The sequence below is a fragment of the Pseudarthrobacter niigatensis genome, from assembly GCF_030812615.1.
Lineage (GTDB): Bacteria > Actinomycetota > Actinomycetes > Actinomycetales > Micrococcaceae > Arthrobacter > Arthrobacter niigatensis.
Genome location: NZ_JAUSTB010000017.1, coordinates 1 through 24,160, shown reverse-complemented (window position 1 = coordinate 24,160; position 24,160 = coordinate 1). Strand labels below are relative to the sequence as shown.

Sequence of the window (24,160 nt, the reverse complement as noted above, 5' to 3'; positions counted from 1 at the left end):
TGGCCTTGTTTGTCAGTGGCGGCGAGATTGGTTTGGTGAATGGGCGGGCACACCGCTGCGGTACTTTCTGCTAGGGCCCAGCTGCCGTGCCTGTCATCCCTCACTTATCGTTTGATTGGTCACCATCCCCTCGCCGCTTATGGTGGCGGACCAGTCTCATCGCCAGCAGAAGCGCGCAAACGCCCGCCCCCAATTCGAAGACGTATGCGGCGAAGCGAATGGAGAGGCCTTCGGACAGAAGCAGACCGGCAATCACGAGGTCAAATGCCCCGCCGATGAGTTGGCCCCATTGGTGCCCGTCCAAGTCCTTCACCCACTACCCTAGGTCATCCAGCGCCGGCCTCCCCTCCGGACGTGCCCGGCAGATGAGTTCTGGTGAGGCAGGCCATTCTCCTTTATCCGCAGATCGGGCGGCGTACCAACCGCAGAGGCCATGGACCGGGGAGCCGGGCGCGGTTGAGGAGGAACACAGATAGACCCCCTTTGGCCGGCGTCCGCCAGGGGCCGCGGTGGTCCTGGACGTTTGATGAGTTGGCGGGCGGAAAGGGCGCCAGCGCAGAAGTCCCCGCCAGTGTAAGGTCGTATTGGCTGAATTGCCATGCCGTGATCGAGTGTGTGGCAAGGATGACGTCGCGGAATTTCGGCGCATGTTCTTCTATCAGGTCGTGGCGGAACCCTGGCAACGTCAGTTCCGTCGTCCGGGTTCCACTGCCGATTCTCTGTGCTCCCTCAATCATCCGCATTTTGAGTCCGGACCGCGCCAAGGTGACGGCCGCGGCTAGACCGTTGGGTCCCGCCCCCACGACCACGGCGTCAGCGTTCACGGGACCTTTCCAGTGACGGATTCCTCGCGCCCCCCTGACCGGACGTGGTCTCCGTTTTTTGGACTCTGCAGGGGCGTGTCGCTCTGCTTGGAGTGGCCTTGGTGGAGTTGGAGGGCGCAGTGGATGAGGGGGAAGTGGCTGAAGGCCTGTGGGGTGTTGCCCAGTTGCCGATTGTTTTTGGGGTCCCATTCTTCGCTGAGGAGGCCGACGTCGTTGCGGAGGCTGAGGAGGCGTTCGAAGAGTTCCTCGGCCTCGCTTCGCCGGTTGATCCCCAGCAGGGCGTCGATCAGCCAGAAGGAGCAGGCGAGGAAAACTCCTTCGGTTCCGGGCAGCCCGTCATTGCTGGCCTGGGGGTGGTAGCGGAGGACGAAGCCGTCTTCGGTCAGGTGCTTCTGTATCGCGTCCACAGTTCCAACCACCCGGGGGTGGTCGTGGGGCAGGAATCCTACGCGAGGTATCAGCAGGAGGCTTGCGTCCAGTTCTTTGCTTCCGTAGGACTGGACGAAGGTGTTCCGTTCGCTGTCGAAGCCGTGGGTCATGACGTCTTTGTGAATGGTGTCGCGCAGCGCAGCCCACCGGTCTTCCGGGCCGGGCAATCCCGATTGCTGGATGCCCTTGACCATGCGGTCCGCGGCTACCCAGCACATGACTTTCGAGTGGGTGTTGTGGCGGCGGGGGCCGCGCATCTCCCACAGCCCGTTATCGGGTTTGTCCCAGTTGCCTTCGAGGTATTCCATGAGGGCGACCTGGATGTCCCAGGAATCATCGACGGTGTCGGGGAACGCAGCGCGGGTGAGGGAGAGCCCGTCCAGGACTTCGCCCCACACATCCAATTGCAGTTGGGGTGCGGCTGCGTTTCCAATCCTGACCGGTTTGGAACCTTCGAACCCTGCAAGCCACGGCAGTTCCGTTTCCGGGAGGCGGCGGGTGCCGTCGATGCCGTACATGATCTGCAGGTCGGCGGGGTCGCCCGCGACGGCGCGCAGCAGCCATTCCCGCCACGCCGCCGCTTCCTCGGTGTAGCCTCCGGCAAGCAGCGACTGCAGGGTCAGGGTCGCATCGCGAAGCCAGCAGAACCGGTAATCCCAGTTCCTGGATCCACCGGGGTCTTCCGGCAGGGAAGTTGTGGGAGCTGCGACGATGCCACCCGTGGGGGAGTAGATAAGCCCCTTGAGGGTGATCAACGAACGTTCAACCGCATCCTTGTACTTTCCCTCCATCCGGCTGCGGCCGATCCAGTTCAGCCAGAAGTTCTCCGTTGTTTCCAGCGCCTTGTCCGGGTCGGTTTCCGGCGGGGCAGGCTTGCTGCTGGGAACCCACCGCAGCACGAAAGGCACTTTTTCACCCGCCTGCACTGTGAAGTCACTGACCGTGCGCATGTCCCGGCCCTTGAGCGGGGCGGGGGTGGTGAGGTAGGCGGCGTCCGGGCCCGCGATGGCGGTCAGGCGATGGTCTTTGCGCCTCACCCAGGGAACGATGTGGCCGTAATCGAAGCGCAGGCAGAGTTCTCCGTACATTTTCACGCTGCCGCTAAGTCCCTCGACGATACGCACGACATCAGCTGCGTCATCACGGATGGGCATGAAGTCGGTGACCCTGACGCTTCCCTCGGAAGTTTCCCACTCGGTTTCGAGGATGAGGGTGCCGGGACGGTACCGGCGTCGGGTGCATGTCTTTGCTCCGGCTGGTGCCAGGAGCCAGCGCCCCGCTGCGGGGGTGTCCAGTAACGCTGCGAAGCAGGCCGGGGAGTCAAAGTTTGGCAGGCACATCCAGTCGATTGAGCCGCTGGTGCTGATCATAGCGGCTGTGTGCAGGTCCCCGATCATCGCGTAATCACTGATTTCAGGCATTGCCGTCCTTCCTGGCCGTAGCGTTGAGTGATTGAACAGGCAGGGACGCGCGGCGGCCGGACCCCCGCGCCGCCCGAATGACCATTAGCACGGCCATGACTGCTGCGACAGCAACCAGGACGGTGCGGGTCCCGCTGCGTGTCCGGGATACGGCGACGGGGTGGACGTGGCTGGATCTGCGGGCAGGGGTGATCGCGCTGGCGGGTACTTCCCATTCGGCAGGGGATGGGAAGGTTCCGGCTGGCAGTTTCTCCTGGCGCAGCTGCCGGCGGTAGGCGAGCCGCTCCCGGGCGTTTTTGTTCGGGGCGGGCACGGCATCGTCTGCCGCGATCGCTGCCGGGAAGTCGATGACGTAAGACTCGCCGTAGAAGGCCGAGGAGGCCACCGACTCGAGCCAGGTGTTCGGTGGGGCCTCGACGCCACGGGCGGCGAACGCAGCCCGCAGACCTTCCTGGATCTCGTCGAGGCTTTTGCCCTGCGCATCCCTGGTGACGTCGAAGATGGCCAGCTGAAGCTGCAGTTTGGCGTCCGCGCCAGGGTCTGTGGCGCTGGGGTCCTGCCCTGTCAGGTCTGGGTTCAGCGGCTCAGGGTCGGGGCGGGCGGCTTTGTCTGGATTGGAGCTCATGAGGATCCTTTCGGTCGTGTTTCAGCCGCCGACCTGGTCAACGGTGAAGGCTGCCAGGAATCCGACGGCGGCGATGAGGCCGGTGAGCAGGTGGTGCTCCTCGAAGGCTTCGGGGATCATCGTGTCGGCGAGCATGGCCAGGATGGCGCCGGCGGCTACCGCGGTGATGAAGGCGACTACTTCGGCTGGTGCGTCCTGCAGGACCAGGAATCCGACCAGGGCCGCAATCCCTGAAAGCACGGCAATGCCCACCCAGACACCGAAGACGTATTTCGCGCTGCGGCCGGCCTTCTTCATGCCGGCAGTACTGGAGAGGCCTTCGGGGACGTTGGAGATGAAGACGGCGGCCAGCATCGCAGGGCTGACTGCACCGGCCGTCACCAGGCCGACACCCAGGACCACTGACTCGGGGATACCGTCCAGCAGTGCGCCCACGGCGATGGCGGTCCCGCTGCCTGGCTTTTGCTGTTCCGATGGCTGCTTCCCGCCCGAACGTTTACGGTGTTTGGCCCCTTTGCGGGCCAGCAGGGCGTTGGCGGCAACGTAAACGACGGCGCCGGTGGCGAAGCCTCCGATGGTGGGCCAGAGGCCGCCGCCGTTGACTGCTTCTTCCACCAGTTCGAAGGCGAGGGCTGAGATCAGCACGCCGGCGCCGAAGGACATCACCGAGGACACAACTTTTGAGGGGATCTTCCATTTCCATGCCAGGGCGCAACCGACCACCAGAGCGCCGCCGGCGATGGTGCCCCACATCCAGGCCAGCAACCATGCCGGCATCAGATGCCCCCTGCTTGGGGGCATCTGCTCGGCTGGTTTCGCAGGTTCTTCATCGGAGGAGTCCTTTCCGGTTGGTGGGCAGCGTTAGCGGACCCGGTATGTGTCGCTCTCGGTTGTGCGCAGTGATAAACCGTTGCCCGGTTCGTCCCCGAGCGTTAGCGTTCCGCCGTCGGGGTCGAGCGTTCCGTCGAAGAAGAGGTTCTCGATGCGGACGTGGTCGTGGAACCATTCCAAGTGGCGGAAGTTGGGAGTGGCGGCGGCGACGGCGGCGCTCAGGTGGGGTGCGCAGTGCCCGGAGACTTGGAGGCCGTGGGCAGCAGCGACGGCGGCAATCCTCAGCCATTCAGTAATACCACCGCACCTGCTGACATCTGCCTGCAGGCAGTCGACGGCATCCGCGGCGCACAGGCGCTGGAAGTAGGGGAGACCCGTCCCGTATTCACCGGCCGCCACGTCAGCGTCGACGGCGTCCCGCACCACCCGGAGGCCGGCCAGGTGGTCGCTCGAGACGGGCTCCTCGAACCACGTCACGTTCTCCGCTGCAACCTCGCGCATGACGCGGACAGCCTGTTTGTCGGTATAGGCGCCGTTGGCGTCAACGAACAGTTCCACGCCAGGGCCGACGGCGGCACGCGCCTGGCGGATGCGCTCCAGGTCCCGGGGAACGTTGCTTCCATTGTCCTGGCCAATCTTGATCTTCACCCGCGGGATGTGCTGTCCCTGGGACCAGCCCTCCAGCTGGCTTCGCAGCTGATCTTCCGAGTAGGTGGTAAACCCGCCGCTGCCGTAGACAGCAACCCTGTCCCTGGCCGCACCGAGCAGTTTATGCAGCGGAACATCCAGGAGGCGGGCCTTCAGGTCCCAGAGCGCGCAGTCGACGGCGGACACGGCGTAGGACGCCAGCCCCGTGCTGCCGGGGTTGCGCACCGTCCGGGCCATCGCTGCCGCAGCGGCGGGGACGTCCAGGGCGTCAACGCCGTGAACGGCCGGGCCAAGAAGCCCTTCCACCAGACCCGCGGCGGCGGCCGGCGCGTACGTCCACCCCATGCCCGTCTTCCCGCCGGCCGCGGCCTGGACCAGCACCATGGTGGTGGAGTCCCAGCTGTAGGTGCCGTCCGCTTCGGGCGCGTCAGTGGGCACCGTGTAGGCCGCTGCCTGGACGACGGTGACGGGAGCCTCAGCGGGTGCCACCGGTCAGCCCTCCTTGTGCGGCAGGAATTCCTGGATCTTGGTCTTGACGCCCTCCTTCACCACGCCCCAGGCGCTGTCATCGCCCTTGATCATGGCCTCGGCGGTCTTCCGTGCCTGTTCCAGGGTGGCATGCGGCGGGATGGGCGGAATGTCGGGGTCGGTGCGGACGTCCAGGAGTGTGGGCCTGTCCGCGGCGAGGGCTTTCTCCCAGGCCGGTCCGACGTCGTCGGGATTGTCCACGTGGATGCCCTGCAGTCCCAGGCTTTCGGCGAACCCGGCGTAGTCCACGTCCGGGAGCGCCTGGGATTCGCGGAAGGCGGGCACACCGCCCATGGCCCGCATTTCCCAGGTGACCTGGTTGAGGTCGTTGTTGTGCAGGACGGCCACCACCAGGCGGGGATCATCCCATTCGTGCCAGTAGTGCTTGATGGTGATCAGCTCGGCGAGCCCGTTCATTTGCATGGCACCGTCACCGGCGAAGGCGATCGCCGGCCGGCCGGGGTGGGCAAACTTGGCACCGATAGCGTAGGGAACCCCGGGCCCCATGGTGGCCAGGTTGCCCGACAAGGAGCCCCGGACCTCTCCCCGGAACTTCAGCTGCCGGGCGTACCAGTTGGCTGAAGAGCCGGAATCGGCGCTGAGCATGGCGTTGGCCGGAAGCCGGGTGGAGAGCTCGGCGAACAGCCGCATGGGATTGACGGGATCGGCGCTGACCATGGCCTCATCGTGCATGGTTTCCCACCAACGGCTGATGGACGATTCCAGGTTTTCCTGCCAGGACCGGTCCGGCTTGCGCTCCAGGTGTGGGATCAGGGCCCGCAATGCGGTGCCGGCGTCGGCCACGATGTTGAACTCGTTCGTGTAGCGCAGCCCGATCATCTTCGGGTCCACGTCGATCTGCACCCCGCGGGCCTGGCCGGGTTCGGGCAGGAACTGGGTATAGGGAAAACTGGAGCCCACCGTCAGCAGCGTGTCGCAGTCGCGCATCATCTCGTAGCTCGGCCGGGTGCCCAGGAGACCGATGGAACCCGTGACGTACGGGAGGTCATCGGGCAGCGAATCCTTGCCCAGGAGCGCCTTCGCCACTCCCGCGCCCAGCAGCTCTGCCACTTCCCGGACCTCGGCCGCTGCGCCCCGCGCACCCTGGCCAATGAGGATGGCCACCTTGGAGCCTTCATTCAGGAGCTGGGCGGCACCGCGGATTGACTCACTGTCCGGCTGGATATCCGGCCAGCGGATTCCCACGCTGGAGGGGACCATTTTGAATTCGTGCGTGGGTGCCGCGTATTCGAGCTCCTGGACGTCGGAGGGGATGATGACGGCAGTAGGAGCCCGCTGCGCCTCCGCGATCCGGATGGCGCGGTCGATGACGTTGGGCAGCTGCTCTGGAACCGTAACCATCTGGACGTAGTCCGAGGCGACGTCCTTGAACAGGGTCAGCAGGTCGACTTCCTGCTGGTAGGACCCTCCCATGGCGCTGCGTGCCGTCTGGCCGACGATGGCCACCACGGGAACATGGTCCAGCTTGGCGTCGTACAGCCCGTTGAGGAGGTGGATTGCGCCGGGGCCGGAGGTGGCCATGCAGATGGCGGCACGGCCACCGAACTTGGCATAGCCCACGGCTTCGAACGCTGCCATCTCCTCGTGCCGGGCCTGGATGAATTTTGGCTGGTTGCCCGCCTTGCCGAAGGCGGCCAGGATGCCGTTGATGCCGTCTCCGGGGAAACCGAAAACCTTGTCCACGCCCCACTCGCCCAGGCGGGAGAGCAGGTAGTCAGCCACTGTAGTTGCCATGATCAGTCTTCCTTCATGCTCATCGTGACGCCCCTGCGGGCGCCTTGGACCAGGACGCGGGCGGCGCGGGCCGCAAGCGCCATGATGGTCAGGGCAGGGTTCGCGCTTCCCTGCGTGGGCAGGACGCTGCCGTCAGTCACCAGCAGGTTTGGTACTGCAAAGCTCCGCAGGTTCCGGTCCACCACTCCTTCCTGCTCGACGGCGGCCATGCGGGCACCGCCCACCAAATGCGCATAGCGGTTGATGGTGATGACCTCCTCCGCTCCCGCCGCAGTGAGTATCCGCTCCATGACCTGCTGCGCTGCAGACATCAGCTGCCGGTCGTTGTCGCACTGGCTGTAGCTGAAGGAAGCGATGGGGATGCCGTTGCGGTCCGTTTCATCCGCGAGGGTTACCCTGTTCCCTTCAAGGGGAAGGAATTCGCAGAGTGCACCCAGGCACGCCCAGTGCGGATAGTCGCTCATGTACCGGCGGAGAGCCGCGCCCCAGTGTCCCTGGGCGGCGACATGCTCCGCCCAGGTGATCGGAAGCGGGGACACGCACTGGATGGAGAAGCCTCGTTTGTACGGCTTAGCGGGGTCTGTTTCGTAGAAGTCCTCGGTGCTGACCTCCGGGGGCGGAGCCTTCCACATCCGCACCTCCGCCTGGAACCGTCCAGCGGTCTGGGGCGCGCCCTGCACCATCAGGTACCGGCCCACCTGGTCGAAGTCGTTGCACATCCCGTGCGGGAAGCGCGCCGACGTGGAGTTCAGCAGCAGCCGGGGCGTTTCGATTGAGTAGCCTGCCACGGCAACCAGGCGGGCGCGCTGGAACCTGCGGATGCCGCCCTGGATGTATTCGACGCCGGCTGCCAGGCCGGTGCGTTCGTCCAGCACGATCCTGGTGGCCATTGCGTCGGGCCGGATTTCGGCGCCATGCGCCAGGGCGTCGGGGACGTGCGTGATCAGCGGTGAAGCCTTGGCGTTGACTTTGCAGCCCTGGAGGCAGAAGCCCCGGTAAATGCAGTGCGGACGGTTGCCGAACCGGCCATTCGCGATGGCCACCGGCCCCACCTTTGCCGTGACGCCGCAGGCGTTTGCGCCCCTCAGGAACAGCTCGCCGTTGCCGGAGACCGGGTGCGGCCGATGGGGGTAGCCGTGCGGATCGCCCCAAGGCCAGTATTCCCCCGAAACGGGAAGTTCGGCCTCAATGTCCTCGTAGTAGGGCCGCAGTTCACCGTACTCCAGCGGCCAGTCGGCGCCCACTCCGTCAGCGCTGAGGGTATGGAAATCGCTGGGATGGAAACGGGGGGTGTAGCCGGCGAAATGGACCATCGATCCGCCCACGCCCCGGCCGGAATTATTGGAGCCCAGCGGGACAGGGTCGCTGCCGCCGATCACCCGGGGTTCGGTCCAGTAGAGGTGGTGGGAGCCGGCTTCGTCGCTGACCCAGTCCTGCTCGGGTTCCCAGAACGGCCCCGCGTCCAAGGCCACTGCCCGCCACCCGGCCCGCGCGAGGCGCTGGAGCAGGGTGGCGCCGCCGGCACCGCAGCCCACAATCACGACGTCCACCTCGTCGTCGTCGCGGTACCGGCGCATGTTTCCCCTGAGCCCCAGGTTGCTGCCGGGGCCCTTGGGCAGCAGCCAAGCGGATTCGTTGCGTTCGCGCAGGTTGCTCATCTGTCAGCCCCATGCGTGGGGTCGGCGTCAGGCCGGACGTCGCGCACTTCAAATGGTTCCAGCCGGTCCACGCCGAGGTTCTTGTAGCCACGCGGGTAGGCCGGTCCGGCGAAGCCGATTTCGTCCCAGGCCAGGGGATGGGAGTAGAACGCGGTGCAGGCATAGCGTGTCCAGAGGCTCCACACTCGGTCCGCCGGCAGCCCACGCCATAGGTCCCGGTCCAGGTCGCAGATGTCCTGGAGCAGCTTCGCTTGGCCGTCCCAGTCGATCAAGGCAAAGCTGCAGTCCTTCCGGGACATGGCCTCCTGGTCGAGTGCGGCCAGGGAGGCCCGCCAGGCCTCGCCGTCCCGCGGCATGTTGTCGTAGTGCCAGCCGTCGGTCTCCTCCTCGGCCAGGCGGGCGTCCACCATGTTCACCACCGGCACGCGCGGTTCCGCCTGCTGGTCCAGTAACTGATCGAACAAGGCGCGTGCCGCCGCTTCCTCCGCCGGGGTGAAGAAACGCACGTCCGGGGGCAATGCCATCCTGGACCGTACGACGGCGGCCGTCACCGGGTCCCAATGCCGCGCCTGTGCGAGGGCACTGAAGCCCGGATACCGGCCCCCGCCGTCGTCCTTTTGCAGAGGGAGGCCGTTCACGGTTCCCTCCTCAGGACCGAGGCCAGCAAGCCCATGCCGCCGACGAGGGTGACCAGCAGAGGTGCGAACAGCGGCGGACCCATCTCCAGGTTGTAGCGCAGGTTGGACAGGCCTCCCGGCTTCTGCCGAATCCCCTGCAGATGCAGCCAGGTGCCCTGCAGCCCATTGGCGACAATGGCGGCACTGGCCAGCGGCAGCGCCGTCTTTGCCATGCGGCGGCTGAAAAACCCCGCCACCCCCGCAGCAGCGCCCACCGGTCCCAGGGCAACCGGCGCCCACATCCACTTGTTGCCGAAACTCGCTTTGTCGTGCTCAAGGAAGATCTCAGCGGCCGTAACCAGAGCCCCGGCCGCTGTCAGGGCCGAAAGGGACCGCTCAAACCGGCCAGTCTGAACGTTTCTGACGAGCCGGTCAATCCCATGCACCGTTGCGGCCACTGGATCTTCCGCCTGATGTGTTCTCACGATTCTCCTTATCTGGACCGGCCGCCCCCGTAGCGGTGTGGAAACTTCAAGCTTTGCGCAATAGCAACTATCGGAGGAAACTTGTGCCCATGGATACTGCTGGTGGACCTGAATCAGTCCCGGAGCCTTCTAGCCGGGAAGTTGAAGCGGTGATGCGGGCCGCCGACACGCTTTTGCGCGTCGTGTCCCGCTCGGTCGCGGAAGTGGAGGACGTGGTGAACACCCCGCAGCTGCGGGTCCTGGTCCTGATCCACACCCGGGGACCCCAGAACCTTGGTGGAGTCGCCGCCGAACTGGGCGTGCACGCCTCCAACGCCACGCGCATTTGCGACCGGTTGGTGGCTGCCGCCCTGCTGGAGCGGCGGGAGGACCCGGCAGACCGGCGATACGTCCGGCTCGAGCTGACGGCAAAAGGAAAAGCGCTGGTGAACTCCGTGCTCGAGCACCGGCGGCAGGCCATTGCGGAAGTCATTTCGAGGATGCCATCGGGCCGCCGGCCAGCACTGGCCGCGGCACTGGAGGCTTTCGCGGCCGCCGCGGGTGTCCAAGGCACCACTGACGGCCGCTTTACCCTGGGAGCCAGCACGTGAAGTGACGGGGTCCTGGTGCAGCAAGCCATGTTTTCATTGAACCTTAGTAGTTGCGTATCCGCAATAGTTGGCAGCCTGGTCGGCTCAGTCTTTGCAGGCCGCATGGACTTCGGACAGGAGTGTTCATAGCGGTGTGATGCCCCATTCGCCGGTGTGGGATTGCCCGGGCTCAAGGGTGATGAGCCCTTCGCCGGAGTTAAAGGCGTCCGGGGCGCAGGTCATGGGTTCCACGCCCAGCCCGGTCCGCCGCCGGTCGGGCTGGGGGAGGGTGTCGCCGGTGAAGATCTCCAGGTACGGATAGGATGCGTCCACCCACAGCTCCACGCCTCCAGACTGGTCCGGACGCACCAGCTTTACCCGGGCGCGCCCGTCGGCGTCCCGGATTAGGTCGGAGTAGGCAACGTCGATGTGCCGCCCGCCCAGCTGCTGGAGTTCCCGCAGGTCGTACTCGGTGCCCTCCACACGTTCATGTCCGGTGGGGATACCGCGCTCATCCACGGGCAGGAAGGTCCGGCCCGGCACCTGGACGAGCGCGGCATCGATGGCCCAGGGAGTGGGGACACCCGTGCTGAGGTAAGGGTGTGCCCCTGTTCCGTACGGGCAGCGTGATGCGCTTCGGTTCGTTACCGCGGTCCGCACGGTCAGGCCTCCCGGGCCCAGGTGGTAGTCCAGGCGGCAGTCAAGGATCCAGGGCCAGCCCTGGCAGGCGTGCAAGGTGTAAGTGAAGGCTATGGAGCCGTCCGTGTACTCCACGGCGGGCGCGTTCCAGTTTCGCCAGCGGGTGAGCCCATGGATGGCACCGCCTTTGTCCGGTTCGCTCAAGTCAAGCTGCAGCCTCTGGCCTTCCCACTCGTAGCTGCCGCCCTTGATGCGGTTTGGCCAGGGAATCAACGATTGGCCCCGCGCGCCAGTGCACATCTCAGCGGGACCGTACCCGTCCAGCAGGGGCCTGCCGTCCAGCAGGTAATCCCGCAGGGCTCCGCCGACCTCGGTGACCAGGACTGTTTGCCCCTCGAAGGAGATTTCATATTGGCGGCCCGAGGGCAGGCAATGGCGGGTGTCCGCGAATGAGGCTGCTTCAGTCATGGCTGCTGCCTCCGTCAGTGTCAGCGGTGAGGTCGAGGACGACTTTGACGTCGTCGGTCCGGCGTTTGAAGGCCTCGGCGAAGTTCTCCAGGGGGACGCGTCGGCTGATGAGGCGGCCGAGCCATGCCTTGTCCGCTTTGGCAAGTGCCTGGGCGCCGGCGTCGTAGTGGCGGCGGTTCGCGTTGACGCTGCCAAAGATCACGCCGTTCATGAGCACCTCCTCGCGGTTGATCGCTCCGACGTCCACTGGTGTTTGTTTTCCGGTTCCGGAAACGCCGGTCAGGCAGGTGACGGCGTCCTGGGCCCGACACGTGAGGGCGTCCAGCACCACGGGAGTGACACCGGTGCATTCAACCAGGAGGTTGGGCTTGATGCCTGACTCGGGCAGGGGTTCGCTGTGGTACGTGGCGCCTAGGTCGCGGACCAGGTCCGGCTTTGGCCCGTCCGTGACGATGTCGAAGACGTGCACGTCCAGGCCTTGCTGGACGCCAAGCAGCGCCGCCAGCAGGCCAACGGGGCCCGCGCCGGTTACAACGGCGGTATGGGGGTCGAAAAATGCCCGCTGCCCGATCCTGTTGATTTGTTCCCACGCCTTGGCCACGATGGTGGTGGGTTCCAGCAGGACGCCCACATCCTCGAGGCCGGAGTCCAGTTTCACCATCGCTTGGGCGTCGGCCCGCCAGTGTTCCCGGGCGAACCCGTGAAGGCCCTTGATCCCGTGTTCTGTGTAGTTGCCGTTGAGGCACATGTCCCATTCCCCGGCGGCGCAGGCCTTGCATGGCTCGGGGTCGGGCCGGCGGACAATGCCCACCACCAGGTCGCCTTTGGCCAAGCCGGAATCCTGGGGAGCGTCGATCACGCGGCCCAGGTTCTCGTGGCCCAGCACCAGGTAGTCCTGGCCCGGAGGCGCTTCCCCGTAGTCGGCGGCGATGATTTCGCTGTCGGTGCCACACAGGCCCACGGCCAGGGCCTCCACCTGTACTTCGCCGTCGCCCGCAGGGGGCTCCGGAACGTCGAGCAGGTTGAGTGAATCTTTTTCCCCGGGAATAACGGTGAGCGCACGCATCATTTCTCCTCAGAACGAAAACCCGTCCTTACCAAGCTTCCCGCACTAGTTGCGTCTACGCAATAATAAGGGATGATGCCATCTGCGGACCAGCGGCAGACGCCGGCCTGACAGCCACGGGAGATCGTCCGGGCAGTGAAGCGAACCAGGGCAACAGTGCAAAATGCGGGGCGGACCGGACAGGCCCTTGCCACACGCACTATCAGCCAGACCCGACTGCGGGTGGGATTCTGGCTTAGCAAGGAGAACCAGACATGGCTTCAGATGACTCTTCGACATCCGGTGGCGGCACGGACGGCATGCTCCCGCCCCGGATGACGACCGCAAACCGGAGAGCCCAACGGATCTCGCCAAGCCGTTCTGGAAATACATTGCCAGGAGGACCCTTCGGGAGTTCAGCCAGGATCAGTGTCCCGACCTCGCAGCAGGGCTGACATATTATGCCGTGCTGTCTCTCTTCCCTGCGCTGCTTGCCATGGTTTCCTTGCTGGGCATCTTCGGCCAGGCCGGTAAGACCACGGCGGCGCTTTTCGATATTCTGCGCAGCATCGCCCCCGCCTCCACATTGGACATGATCCGCGGGCCCCTTGAGGAGCTGACGACATCACAGACCGCCGGCTTCACACTCGCTATTGGCGTCGTAGGCGCCTTCTGGACCGCGTCAGGCTACGTGAGCGCTTTCGCCCGCGCGATGAACCGGATCTACGAAATCGACGAAGGCAGGGGCTTGATCAGGTTACGGGCAACAATGCTGGCCGTGACAATTCTTGCCGTGGTGGTCGTCGGGATGCTTGCGGCCCTGCTCGTGCTTAGCGGACCTGTTGCCGCGGCCATCGGCCGCCTCCTCGGACTTGGCGGATTGTTCGTCACGGTGTGGGACATCGCTAAATGGCCGGTGATCATCGTGCTGGTGATCGTCATCGTCGCCGTGCTTTACTACGTCACCCCCAACGTCCGCCAGCCCCGGTTCCGATGGTTGAGTCCTGGCTCTTTCATCGCTTTGGTGGCCTTCGTGCTGGCATCTCTGGGCTTTAGTGCCTATGTCGCCAACTTCGGCCATTACAACAAAACCTACGGTGCCATCGGAGGCGTGGTCATCATGCTGCTCTGGCTGTGGATTTTGAATGTTTCACTGCTTTTCGGTGCGGAGTTCGATGCCGAGACAGAGCGGGGCAGGGAACTGCAGGGCGGCTTCAAGGCGGAGGTGTCTATTCAATTGCCGCCAAGGGACACGAAGAAGAGCGACAAACTGCACGAGCAGGAGGAAGAGGAAATCCGGCGCGGACGCGAGCTCCGGGAAAAACACAGCTCCCCTCATGGGCATGCAGCAGATGAAAGGTCCTAGACGGGACCGGATTCGCCACCGCATTCACTTGGGGTCCGGTAATCTCCGGGAAGGCAATGGGGATCCACTGGTCCAACAGGTACCGATCCCGGTCTCCCACGATGCGACCGGGCCCGGGGCATCTGAGGGCGTTTCAGTGCCCGGGGAACTTACCCGTTGTGCACGCCGTCGCGGCGCACTGCGGCTGAGGTCCAGAAGGATCACGACTGCGAGAAGAACGATCGAGAGCGACGTGGAGGCCACCGTGTCAGTGAACCAGTGGTAGCCGAGGTAGACACGGGATGCTGCTTCCACGCACATGCCAACCGCAGCGGCACCGAAGGCAGTGATCATCGTGATTCTGGAGGGGGAGCGTGAAAAGACCAGGTAAGCGCCGATGAGCAGGAAGTTCGAGGCGCCAACGACGTGACCTGAGGGAAAAGAGGATGTCGCGTCGGCACCAAGCATCATGATGTCGGCCGGGGGCCGGGAACGTCCAACCAGGTGGGCGATGACCTCCGTCAGCACTACGCCGGTGACCATCGCCCCGGCCAGCAGTATCGGGCGCCACAATCGGCGGGTCGCCAGGGCCCAACCGACGACGGCCACCAGGGTGATCACGGGAAGCGCCAGGGGCCCGAAAACGAAGGCGAGTCCGGCCAGAACCACTGTGGCTGCACCAGTCCGGTGGTCGACGAACCAGTCAGTCACGGGTCCGTCAATGGTGGCGATCCCGCTGCCCTTCAGCACGTCCCCGAGGGTGAGCAAAAACGATGACATGCCTGCCAGGACCAGGCATAGGGACACGGCATAAAGAATCAGGAACCGGCCCGTGGAGACCCTGGGGCCGCCGCCTAAGCGGAAATGCTTCTGCACGTCCTGCCCGGCAACAGGTCGCCGATCACTGCTCATCGGCCGCTTCATATGAGGGACCGGGCAGTCCGGGGTGGCCGGCGAAGGCCGCTGCAGGACCGGCGGTTCGGATCCTGTGCTGACTCGGCCCCCACGGCTTTATCCCTCGCATTCGAGGCAGTAGGCATGTCCGCCTTTCTCCTTGGCCAGTTGGGACCGGTGGTGGACCAGGAAGCAGGACGAGCAGACGAATTCATCCTTCTTTGGGGGGACGACTTCGACGATGAGCTCTTCGGCGATGTAATCCCCTGGCAGGTCGACGCCGTCGACGGTGTCGGCTTCGTCGAGTTCTTTCACGACGCTGCGCGCGTCGGGGGTGTTTTCTGTCCGCAGTGCCTCCAGGGAACTTTCCTGGGACTCTTTGACATCAGGGCGGACTTCGTCGTAATCGCTGGCCATGACGCTTCTCGTTTCTCCTCGAACTTGCTCTCCTAATTCACGTGCTGCTCTTCTGTGGCGGGCTGTTCTTCTGACTGCGCTTCGATATGTTTGCGCTGCCGCTCGAGTTCGTCTTCGCCCTCATCTTCAGCTTCGTAAAGTTTGGAGTTGGTAACACGAAGCTCCTGCATGATGGCGTCGAGTTTGAGGTGCAACGCTGCGGAGTCCCGGTTCTGGGTGTTCTGAATGATGAAGACCATCAGGAACGTCACGATCGTCGTACCCGTATTGATCACGAGCTGCCAGGTGTTGGAGAAGCCCAGCAGCGGCCCGGTGCAGGCCCACACGACGAGGATGGCTACGGCCGCGGCGAAGACCCAGGCATGGCCCAGGACCTTGGCCGTTTTGGAGGTGAACCTGGTGAAGAAGCCGGGCCTGTCGCCGGTGTTTTTATCGGTAGTCATAATCCCATCCTGTACAGCTGGTTCCTCTCACGATCCATCTCCTGTACGGTCGCCCATCCGTTACCGGTAAGGCCGCCCGGGCCGCCCCACGTGCAATGTCGCGGTTAGGGTAAAGCGCCGGAGTTCCCTGATCGAAGTTCCCCCGTGGCCAAGGCCAGGGCGATGGCCGCATTGGCGACCGCGGGGTACCGCCGCGGCCGGTCAACCGCGGCCAGGACCAACATGGTCAAGGCATGAAGGGCATCGACTCCGGCGCTGATGCGATGCAGGGCAGCGCCACCACCAAAGGCGGTGATGGATGCGGCCTGCAGCAGGTGCCGGGCCCCCAGGACACGGATGAACGTGCGGGCGTGCGCATCGGAGGAGCGTCCGGTCAGGAAACTTTCAGCCGCCCCGGGGGCCAGGAACTCCGCGGTACCGTAGGCGGCCCGGACTATTTCGAGCGGTTTCACCGGTGATCCTTTCCACTCAGGACCGCGACGGCGCCTGCGGCCGCAGCGAGGGCTGCCCCGATCCCGGCCGCGACGATCCCTTTGTGCTGGGATGCCATGAGCTGGTAGCTGCGGGCTGTAGCCCTTTTATCGAAGATCCCGTGGGTGCCGAAGTCACGGGTGGAGTCGGCCGGCTTCCAGAGGTTCGCCGGCTGGTCGGGACTGCGGGGATCAGAGGTCTGTTGGGAGGTGAATCCGGTTTTGGCCAGGTAACGGTCCAGGAGCCCGGGAAGGATGGCGTTCACGATGAGGGTCCCCGCGGTGCTTCCCCCGACCCAGTACTCCCGACGTCCAGGGTGCGCGGCCGCGTAGACAACGGCCCGTGCTGCGACTTCGGGCTGGTAGATCGGCGGTACCGGCTGCGCCTGGTGCGGGAGACGGGAGAGGACCCAGGAGAACTGCGGGGTATTCACGGCGGGCATCTGCACCATGGTGTTCCGGATACCGCTGCGCTCGTGCAGCAACTCGGTCCTCAGCGCTTCATTGAAACCCTGAATCGCATGCTTCGCCCCGCAGTACGCCGTCTGCAGCGGAATTCCCCGGTAAGCCAAGGCGGACCCGACCTGAACGATCGTCCCACGGCCCCTGCGGCGCATGCGCTTCAGCGCGCTCATGGTTCCATAGACGAAGCCCAAATAGCTGACCTCGGTGACGCGTTTGAACTCCTCCGGTTCGATGTCCTCGAAGCGGGCGAAAACCGACGTGAACGCGACATTGACCCAAACCTCGATGGGACCAAGCTCCCGTTCGACCCGCTCAGCGGCAGCATCAAGTTCCTGTGGGTCTGCTACATCCACCTGGATGGGCAACGCCTTCCCGCCGGCGGCCTCAACCTCTACCGCCACCCCGGCAAGTCCAGATTCCCCCCTCGCCAGGAGGGCAACAGCATCGCCCTGCCGCGCGAAGGCGACGGCCGACGCCCGGCCGATCCCCCCGCTGGCTCCTGTCACGACAACAACCCTGCGTGCTGTTCCCATGTGGATCTCTCCTTTGGCATTCAGCGGACGTGGTAGGAAGCATACTGCAACAGTTGCTCTATCGCAATTGTCAGTGTCTGTTACCACTCCCTCGCCCGCGGCTGCCACTCGGGCACCTTTTTGCGCGCATGCATCCCAACGCATCTCTTCCCATCCGCATGCCGCTTACCTTTGGCGCAGTCAACGGGACGCGTTTCGCAGGTCTTCATTTCCAAGGGAAACGTGCAAAACATGCGGGCAGTGGTTGCGCTTGGCCAAATATCCCGGTTTCATGAAGGGATGGATACCGAGAGCGGTGGATCAACACCTGAAAAGCTGGCCGGCGGCGGGTTGGCGGGGCTTGCGGCCACGGGAGCGATGAGTGCACTGCTCGTTGCCGCCGACGCCACGGGCGTAATGAACTACGAGCCACCCCGGAAGATCATCGACAAGTTCTTTCCCCGGCTGCCGCTGCCGCTCCGGGACGGTGCGGCCGTGCTCGCCCATTTTGGCTACGGAGTGGCCGGTGGCTGCCTGTACGTTTTGACCCGAAGGAAGCAGTCCACCCCCGGGGCGGGGCTCGCCTATGGTGCGCTTGTATGGGTGGCGGGATACGAGGGGTGGCTGCCTGCCATGGGGATATTGCCCCCTGCGCACCGGGACAAGACGGGCAGGGCAGTGACGATGCTGGCAGCCCATCTGCTCTACGGCGCCGTCCTGGGGAAAGTTCTTGAAGGGCCAAAGCAGGGGCGCTTCGATCGCGCCCCTGCTGTACCTGGTGACCCATCCAGATCTTCAAAGGATGAGGACACCACTGACCGTCCGTCCCAGTTGCCGGAATCATACGCCAGGTACCTCGCAGGCAAGGATCCCGGGTTCACCGCGACAGTGCTGCCGGTCCTGGAACAATCCGCGGCAGCCCAGGAGCACGGGGTTCACGTACGCTTCATCCCCGGCGGGGTCCAGGCACTCGTGGATCCGGCCGTTCCCTATCCGCAGGTCTCCGAAGGCGTTGACTAGGACCTTCGCCCGAACTGGCCGGCCGCCCCGTCGACCGGCCTGGTGCTGCTCGCGTAGCCAAGGGCAGAAGGGTAAGCGGGAACGCTGAGCGGCCACGACTTAAGGAGCAGCACTATGTGCGGCATATGGCCTCCGCCTTCGTCCCCACGCTGTCCGCTCCGGGCTGTTACCGCAGCATCGATGGCGGCGGCGGTGGGAACCGGTGGCCGGGGTATTGCTCGGCGGCGGCGTTCATGAGACGGGCCCATTGCGTGCCGGCAATGTTGGCACCGTCCAGTCCGATGTAGTACTTCCCGTTGATAGTGATGTTCTCGTTCGCCCACTCGGGTCCGAATCCCTTGTAGCTGCCGAACCAGGAGGCGGTGGCGATACCCGTGGTCGCGCCCACCGTCCATGTTTGGGTGTGTCCGTCGGTGGTGCCGGTTTTGGCGAAAATGTCCTGTTCCTTGTTGACGGGAATGTTGTAACCCGAGCCCTTGGTCAGCACAGGTTTGAGGGCGTAGGTGACGCCGGCGGCGACGTCCGGGTCGATGGCCTGGTGGCAGTCCGGAACGGGCACCGGGTAGGTGTGGCCGTCCGGGCCCGTGACCGACTCCAGCGCGATCGGGGCGCAGTGGACCCCGTGTGCGGCGAAGGTGGCGTAGGCGGTGGCCATGTCCAGTGGTGCGACGTCCTGGGTGCCGATCAGGCTTGCGATGCTGGAGAGGTCGTAGGGCTTGTTGGTATGGCCGTTCTTGATTCCTGCGGCCGTGGCCATTTTTTGGATGTTGCAGAAGTCCAGCCGCGCCGCTGATTGGAACGTGATGGTGTTGATGGAGTGGTAGAGGCCTTTAAGGACGGTCATCGGATAGTAGTGGTTCGGATCGTCGTTGGGCAGGGGAGTCTGGCCGAGGGCGGGATCGTAGGTTCCGGTTGTCGCGCCGCAGCTGTTTTTCCAGGGGTACCCGGCTTTGTAGATCCGGACTGAGCCGTCCAGGACCGTGGCCATGGACCGGCCGGAGTTCAGCCATTGGGCGAAGACGAAGGGTTTCATCGTGGAGCCGATCTGGAAGCCGCCGGCCCCGTTGAGCGGGTGGCCGTTGCTGTCCTTCTCGGGAAGGGTGAGGTTCCCGGTGTAGTGTCCGGGCCCGGGCGCCGGGTTGTAAATAGTGTTTTGGGCCATCGTCAGGATCCTTCCGGTGCCGGGCTGGACGCTGACGAGGGCGGCTCCGCGTTGCAGGGGGTCTGTTGCGGGCAGGGTGGCCTTGACCTGTTCCCGGGCCGTTTGTTGCAGGTCCGGGTCGAGTGTGGTGTGGATGGTTAGTCCGCCCTGGTAAAGGAGTGTGCGGCGGGATGCCTCGTCGGCTCCGAAAGTGGGGTCGTTCAGGATCAGCCGCTGAACGTAGTCGCAGAAATAGGGGGCGGTGGCTTCGGTGCAGCCGTGCGGCGTGTTCCGGACGTCAAGGGTCAGGGGGGAGGCAACGGCTTTTTCATGCTGGGCGGGGGAGATGTATCCCTGCTGGAGCATTTTGTCCAGGACTTCATTTCGGCGGCCCACCACATGTTCTGGTTCGGTGAGTGGATCGTAATAGGCCGGCCGGTTGACCACCCCTGCCAGTGCCGCGGCCTGGGGCAGGGTCAGGTCGCTGGCGGGGATACCGAAGTACGTTGTGGCTGCCGCCTGGATCCCGTAGGCCCCGTTGCCGAAATAGACCAGGTTCAGGTACCCCTGCAGGATTTGCTCTTTGGAGTATTTTTCCTCAAGCGCGATCGCGAGTTTCATTTCCCGAAGTTTGTCCCCGATGGTCCGGGAAGCGTCGGTCTTGGTGTTGTCTGCGGTGTTGGCCCTGGTTGGCGGTGAGAGGAGGAGTACGTTCTTGACGTACTGCTGGGTGATCGTGGATGCGCCCTGCCGGCCGCCCTGGGCATTGACGTAGAGGGCTCGGAGGATGCCGGTGGGGTCGATCCCGCCATGGTCAAAGAAACGGGCGTCCTCGATGGCCACGATCCCGTCCCGGATGAAGACGGACATCTGCTCCAAGTCCACCGGAGTACGGTTCTGCGAGTAAAAAGTAGCGATCACCGACCCGTCCTTGGCCAGCACCTGGGATTTCCTGGCCGGCGGCTCCAAGTCCAGTTTCGAGGGGAGCTGGTCGAAGAAGCTGACGGACGCCCCCGCGACGGTCGATCCCAGCGCCGCGGCCGGCGCCAGGAGCCCGGCGACCAGGAAACCGCCAATCACGCAGGCGGCAATGAATGCCGCCCCTTTCTTCCACAAAGTGTTTTTGATCAGCATGCACAACTTCCTTGCTCCGTGTCGCCCAGCCCGGACGCGAAACAGTGTCGGTACAAGGCCGGCCCTTACCGGACCACGCCTTATGGATAGTTGGTGATTTGCAAATAATCCTAGACGCCGCCCTTTACTACGGGTGCTTCCTGCGGTTACAGGAAGACAACGATCAGGAATATGCACCTCGCAAAGCAAACTGTTTATTGCTTACACGCAATTGATGCGGGAAACTCGTGTAAAGGTCCCGGGGCTGGGGACGGAAGGTTCAGGACCAACCAAGACAGCTGCTGTTTGTGGTTTCGACGACGGGCGGCATGAACTCTGCAAGAGGGATACAAGTGGATCTTCGACTCATTATTGAAACTACCGGGCGGTACCTGGACTTCGCGGGAGTGGCCGTCATGGTCATAGGCGCCCTGGTCTCGGTACCGCTTGCCACGCGGCGCAAAAGTGCCCCGGACGGCGGCGGGCGCCCGGGACAGTCCTTATACCGGCAGTACCGGCAGCTGCTGGGGCGTTCAATTCTCCTGGGTCTTGAACTCCTCGTCGCGGCGGACATCATCCGCACCGTGGCCGTGACGCCCACGTTCACCAGTGTCGGGGTCCTGGCCGTCATCGTGGTCATCCGGACCTTCCTTAGCTTCTCCCTCGAGCTGGAAATCACAGGCCGGTGGCCCTGGCAAAAAGACACCGAACCGGCCTCAACGACCGGCTCAACCTAAGAATGAGACGCCAATGTCCGACACCACCTGTTCCTTGGCCGGGGCGACCCCATGCCCGACGCAGGCCATGAACAGAGGGCTTCCTGTGCGTCCGCAACCGTACTTTTAGGTTGGAACCATGAACGGCGAGGATCACGTAGACGACTTCCAACGGCTGTACGGACTGGTCACTGAATCAGCAGACATCAAGGACTATCTCGATGCCATGACCGGCGTCGGAGCCTCGATGATGACCCGCCTAACCGGAGAACGAATCGAGTGCGCCGTCACGCTTCGCAGGCGGAAGCGGCGCACGACGATCGCCGGGAGCAGTGATGATGCCGTCCTGCTGGACCGGGTGGAACAACGCCTCGGGAAGGGGCCCTGCGCTTTGGCGTTGGAAACCGGATCGCCCGCGCTGCTCGATGATGTCTTCAGCGATGAGCGCTGGCCCCGGTTCAGCGAGAGTCTCGCCGCCATGGGGTGCCGCAGCGTACTCGGGGTGCCGATGCCGTCGGGTTTTGATGCCGAAGCGGTACTGGACTTCTTCGCCCCCTCGGCCGGGATCTTCACGGATGAAGTGATCCAGCACGCCGGTGTCTTTGCGGACATGGCAGGGCGGGCACTGTCTTCCGTCCTGAGGATTGCCACAGCCGAAGAGGCGGCCCGGAACCTCCGGGCCGCCCTCGAAACCAGGACGGTCATCGACCTCGCGTGCGGCATGCTCATGGCTCAGAACGCTTGCGGGCAGGAAGAAGCGATCGGAATCCTTCGCCGGGTCTCCAGTATGCGCAACCAGAAACTGCATGACCTGGCCGAGGAAATCATCTCCCAAGTATCCGGCGGACACGCCATAACAACTCATTTCGAGGACTAACACCCCGGTCACGGTCACCGGTGCGGAGGTCTCGAAGAGGCAAAGATGATGGTCTGCAACCACAAGTCCGGCCTAGGGTTTACAGGGACCGGCCAGTTGAAGGAACGACGGCGATGACCAGGCGTGAAACGCTGTATCAGAACAAACTCCGCGGGCAGCTACTGCCACGGAGAATCCTGATATGGCTTTTCGTCGCTGTGGTGGCCACGGCCGCAGCGACCTTCTCCCAGGGAAGCCGATACACGCTGCTGATGGACCCGTCATCAAGCCACCCGGCCGCTACAGATTCCGTCCCGGCGGCGATGGCCGAACCCGCCGAACCCGCAGTCGATCAGCAGCTCACCGACCTTGCCGATGACCGTTCCGCCAGCCCACCGAGGATTGTTCCATCATCAGAATGCCGGGCTCCAGAGCAGAACCAGCAACCATGCTGTATCCGCTCCCACGCCCCACGCGCTGAACCCATGGCCCAGATATCGAAACAACCCGCACTGCAGGAAGCGGGCCCGCCATCGCCGCCGGCACCCGGGCAGGACACCATGCCTCAGCACGAACCCCACACGCACGGGCTCATATACGCACAGCTGTGCATCAGCCGGACCTAAACCGCTGCATCACAGTCACAACCGAACGCCGCCGCAAAACTCCCCCGGATCCAGCAACACCAGCACACCCCGGAAGCCTGCCCCGCTCCGTGACACCGATGAGGCGTTCCCTTCACGCTACCGGGACGCCTGCACCGGGCGAAGGCATGGAACCCACGGACACCACATCAGGAAAAGAGACCACCAATGACCGCACAAGCCGCCCATAACGCCCACCTCCCGGAAGGGCGTGACGCGTCATGAAACACCCCGGCCGCGCAAGTGCCACGGCACCTTCAACAGATCCGCAGCTTCTGCGGATGCTCACCACCCACACCCACTGCGGTGAGGCCATGACCACCTCCCACCCCGAACCCATGGCCGAAGACCGCACCGGCACCGCCCAGGACGTTGTCACCTACAGCTGCGCCTGCGGCTTCAGATTTGATCAGCCCACTGATTCACTGCACCACGACAAGGAGCTCCCATGAAACCGGTGAACAGCACCACCAAGCTCTTCCGCCTCATGCCGGCCCTGGCACTGTCAGCGGCCCTGCTGACAGGCTGCTACAACCATTCCGAAGGAGACCACGATCCGGTTGCCCTCGGCGCGGACCTGAATGTCTCGGGACTGCAATTGCGTAGCGTCCTGATCGTGACGTCCGGCCAAAACGAACCAGGGCGCGTCCTCGGAACGATCTTCAACACCACCGCCACAGATATACAAATGGTCCTGGCCGACTCCGACGAACAACTCGAGGTCAAGATCCCCGCACTCGGACACCTCGGGTTCGACCAATCACCCCTGATCTTCAACACCACCCAGGAACCGCCGGGTGCGCGCACAGATCTGCAGGTGAGAGTGAAAGGGCAGCAGGAGATCATCAATGTCCCCATCCAGAACGGAACCTTCGACCAGTACCGGCCCTATATCCCCTCGCCCAGCCCGTCCAGCTGACCGGCAAGACCATCCGGAGCGCACTCACGCCCCCAGGGCGCTCCGGCCAGGACAAGCACTTGGTGAAGGAAAGACGAGAACGGCGGGACGGGGCGGTTGTGACCGCGGTCCGGCTGTCCCGGCTGCTTCAGGCCCAGAAGCCACCGGTCAGAGGCATGAGGCCCGAGGGGCTAAGGATTCTCTGAACCGAAGCCGGGCTGCGGAGTGGACGGTGGTCGGCCGTCCCTGACACCATCGAGCGCCATTCGAAGCAGTATGCACTCAAAGACCGGCAGGGACCGTAAACCGCGGAGCCATTCGTCGACTTCATACGAACGCATTTCTCCACCCAAGTCGATATACCGCAGCCATAGCTCGCCCACCGTGACCTGATAGAAGCTCAAGGTGATGCTCAGATAATGGATGACACGGCGTTCCTCCCCGTCAATACTCATCGTCCCGCCGCCCGGGTACGCCCGCACCTGCGCCTGAGAAGTGCAGGCCGGCCCGGTGCCGCCTTTGGTGCTAAGGACGGAGAAACGTTGCCGCCGGACCGGCTCGTCATTTGCGTGGTCGCCGGGCGCATCTTGGGACTGTCCGATTTTCGGTGGATCCACGGTTGGCATTTAGTTGATTCTTCCGTCGAAAGTGATGGCGAAGGCGTTGAGCGCCGGCTTCCATCGT

24 protein-coding genes and 1 pseudogene are annotated in these 24,160 nt (G+C 64.2%); 7 read left to right on the top strand and 18 right to left on the bottom strand.

The annotated features are described in order from the left end of the window. Positions 1–659: 659 nt before the first annotated feature. From J2T23_RS18300 to J2T23_RS18260, 9 genes and pseudogenes are all read right to left on the bottom strand, one after another. Positions 660–824 (bottom strand): annotated as a pseudogene (locus J2T23_RS18300) (NAD(P)-binding protein); the annotation flags it as partial. Continuing rightward, a complete protein-coding gene (locus J2T23_RS18295) occupies positions 821–2,674 on the bottom strand; it encodes a glycoside hydrolase family 15 protein (RefSeq protein ID WP_307362322.1) in 1,854 nt (617 codons plus the stop codon). The pseudogene J2T23_RS18300 and the gene J2T23_RS18295, both read right to left, overlap by 4 nt. Next, positions 2,667–3,299, bottom strand: coding sequence for a hypothetical protein (locus J2T23_RS18290; RefSeq protein WP_307362320.1), 633 nt, complete (start codon positions 3,297–3,299; stop codon positions 2,667–2,669). The genes J2T23_RS18295 and J2T23_RS18290 overlap by 8 nt, the downstream gene beginning before the upstream one ends. A 21-nt stretch (positions 3,300–3,320) precedes the next feature. Beyond that, positions 3,321–4,076 carry a ZIP family metal transporter gene (locus J2T23_RS18285; RefSeq protein ID WP_307362317.1) on the bottom strand — a complete coding sequence of 252 codons (756 nt, stop codon included), beginning with the start codon at positions 4,074–4,076 and terminating at the stop codon, positions 3,321–3,323. A gap of 84 nt (positions 4,077–4,160) precedes the next feature. Beyond that, entirely contained in the window at positions 4,161–5,267 is a 1,107-nt protein-coding gene (locus J2T23_RS18280; protein ID WP_307362315.1) for an enolase C-terminal domain-like protein, read from the bottom strand. Positions 5,268–5,270: 3 nt separating this feature from the next. Beyond that, positions 5,271–7,061 (bottom strand): thiamine pyrophosphate-requiring protein, encoded by a 1,791-nt coding sequence (locus J2T23_RS18275; RefSeq protein WP_307362312.1) that lies wholly within the window; start codon positions 7,059–7,061, stop codon positions 5,271–5,273. Positions 7,062–7,063: 2 nt separating this feature from the next. Further along, positions 7,064–8,719, bottom strand: a complete 1,656-nt coding sequence (locus J2T23_RS18270; protein ID WP_307362309.1) for a GMC oxidoreductase — start codon at positions 8,717–8,719, stop codon at positions 7,064–7,066. After that, a complete protein-coding gene (locus J2T23_RS18265) occupies positions 8,716–9,357 on the bottom strand; it encodes a gluconate 2-dehydrogenase subunit 3 family protein (protein ID WP_307362307.1) in 642 nt (213 codons plus the stop codon). The genes J2T23_RS18270 and J2T23_RS18265 overlap by 4 nt, the downstream gene beginning before the upstream one ends. Next, positions 9,354–9,821 carry a hypothetical protein gene (locus tag J2T23_RS18260; protein ID WP_307362306.1) on the bottom strand — a complete coding sequence of 156 codons (468 nt, stop codon included), beginning with the start codon at positions 9,819–9,821 and terminating at the stop codon, positions 9,354–9,356. Before J2T23_RS18260 ends, J2T23_RS18265 begins: the two co-directional genes overlap by 4 nt. An 89-nt stretch (positions 9,822–9,910) precedes the next feature. Between J2T23_RS18260 and J2T23_RS18255 the strand changes: the two genes are divergently transcribed. After that, positions 9,911–10,411 (top strand): MarR family winged helix-turn-helix transcriptional regulator, encoded by a 501-nt coding sequence (locus tag J2T23_RS18255; protein WP_307362304.1) that lies wholly within the window; start codon positions 9,911–9,913, stop codon positions 10,409–10,411. Between the two features lie 123 nt (positions 10,412–10,534). Here J2T23_RS18255 and J2T23_RS18250 read toward each other — a convergent pair whose 3' ends face one another. Together J2T23_RS18250 and J2T23_RS18245 are read right to left on the bottom strand one after the other, a co-directional pair. Next, positions 10,535–11,497, bottom strand: coding sequence for an aldose 1-epimerase family protein (locus J2T23_RS18250; protein ID WP_307362301.1), 963 nt, complete (start codon positions 11,495–11,497; stop codon positions 10,535–10,537). Then, positions 11,490–12,566, bottom strand: a complete 1,077-nt coding sequence (locus J2T23_RS18245) for a glucose 1-dehydrogenase (protein WP_307362299.1) — start codon at positions 12,564–12,566, stop codon at positions 11,490–11,492. The genes J2T23_RS18250 and J2T23_RS18245 overlap by 8 nt, the downstream gene beginning before the upstream one ends. 274 nt (positions 12,567–12,840) lie before the next feature. Between J2T23_RS18245 and J2T23_RS18240 the strand changes: the two genes are divergently transcribed. Then, entirely contained in the window at positions 12,841–13,908 is a 1,068-nt protein-coding gene (locus J2T23_RS18240) for a YihY/virulence factor BrkB family protein (RefSeq protein ID WP_307362418.1), read from the top strand. Positions 13,909–13,932: 24 nt separating this feature from the next. Here J2T23_RS18240 and J2T23_RS18235 read toward each other — a convergent pair whose 3' ends face one another. The 5 genes from J2T23_RS18235 to J2T23_RS18215 form a co-directional block, all read right to left on the bottom strand. Continuing rightward, positions 13,933–14,799, bottom strand: coding sequence for a phosphatase PAP2 family protein (locus tag J2T23_RS18235; RefSeq protein WP_307362296.1), 867 nt, complete (start codon positions 14,797–14,799; stop codon positions 13,933–13,935). Between the two features lie 99 nt (positions 14,800–14,898). Next, positions 14,899–15,198, bottom strand: a complete 300-nt coding sequence (locus tag J2T23_RS18230) for a DUF4193 domain-containing protein (RefSeq protein ID WP_236821878.1) — start codon at positions 15,196–15,198, stop codon at positions 14,899–14,901. 32 nt (positions 15,199–15,230) lie between these two features. Beyond that, complete coding sequence (locus J2T23_RS18225) at positions 15,231–15,641, bottom strand: low affinity iron permease family protein (RefSeq protein WP_307362293.1); 411 nt, start codon at positions 15,639–15,641, stop codon at positions 15,231–15,233. A 104-nt stretch (positions 15,642–15,745) separates the two neighbouring features. Continuing rightward, positions 15,746–16,093 (bottom strand): hypothetical protein, encoded by a 348-nt coding sequence (locus J2T23_RS18220; protein ID WP_307362291.1) that lies wholly within the window; start codon positions 16,091–16,093, stop codon positions 15,746–15,748. Continuing rightward, positions 16,090–17,109 (bottom strand): SDR family oxidoreductase, encoded by a 1,020-nt coding sequence (locus tag J2T23_RS18215; protein ID WP_307362289.1) that lies wholly within the window; start codon positions 17,107–17,109, stop codon positions 16,090–16,092. Before J2T23_RS18215 ends, J2T23_RS18220 begins: the two co-directional genes overlap by 4 nt. A 279-nt stretch (positions 17,110–17,388) precedes the next feature. Between J2T23_RS18215 and J2T23_RS18210 the strand changes: the two genes are divergently transcribed. Next, positions 17,389–18,108, top strand: coding sequence for a DUF6789 family protein (locus tag J2T23_RS18210; protein ID WP_307362288.1), 720 nt, complete (start codon positions 17,389–17,391; stop codon positions 18,106–18,108). Between the two features lie 166 nt (positions 18,109–18,274). Here the strand turns inward: J2T23_RS18210 and J2T23_RS18205 are convergent, their stop codons facing one another. Further along, positions 18,275–20,383 (bottom strand): transglycosylase domain-containing protein, encoded by a 2,109-nt coding sequence (locus J2T23_RS18205; protein WP_307362285.1) that lies wholly within the window; start codon positions 20,381–20,383, stop codon positions 18,275–18,277. A 332-nt stretch (positions 20,384–20,715) separates the two neighbouring features. On the opposite strand from J2T23_RS18205, the gene J2T23_RS18200 reads away from it, so the two are divergent. From J2T23_RS18200 to J2T23_RS18185, 4 genes are all read left to right on the top strand, one after another. Then, entirely contained in the window at positions 20,716–21,099 is a 384-nt protein-coding gene (locus J2T23_RS18200) for a DUF1622 domain-containing protein (RefSeq protein ID WP_307362283.1), read from the top strand. A 118-nt stretch (positions 21,100–21,217) separates the two neighbouring features. Beyond that, positions 21,218–21,955: a GAF and ANTAR domain-containing protein gene (locus J2T23_RS18195; protein ID WP_307362281.1), complete on the top strand. Its 738-nt coding sequence runs from the start codon at positions 21,218–21,220 to the stop codon at positions 21,953–21,955. An 844-nt stretch (positions 21,956–22,799) separates the two neighbouring features. Then, positions 22,800–23,030: a hypothetical protein gene (locus J2T23_RS18190; RefSeq protein WP_307362279.1), complete on the top strand. Its 231-nt coding sequence runs from the start codon at positions 22,800–22,802 to the stop codon at positions 23,028–23,030. Next, complete coding sequence (locus J2T23_RS18185) at positions 23,027–23,497, top strand: hypothetical protein (protein ID WP_307362277.1); 471 nt, start codon at positions 23,027–23,029, stop codon at positions 23,495–23,497. The genes J2T23_RS18190 and J2T23_RS18185 overlap by 4 nt, the downstream gene beginning before the upstream one ends. A gap of 170 nt (positions 23,498–23,667) precedes the next feature. On the opposite strand, the gene J2T23_RS18180 is transcribed toward J2T23_RS18185, so the two are convergent. Further along, positions 23,668–24,102, bottom strand: a complete 435-nt coding sequence (locus tag J2T23_RS18180) for a hypothetical protein (RefSeq protein WP_307362275.1) — start codon at positions 24,100–24,102, stop codon at positions 23,668–23,670. Positions 24,103–24,160: the final 58 nt, after the last annotated feature.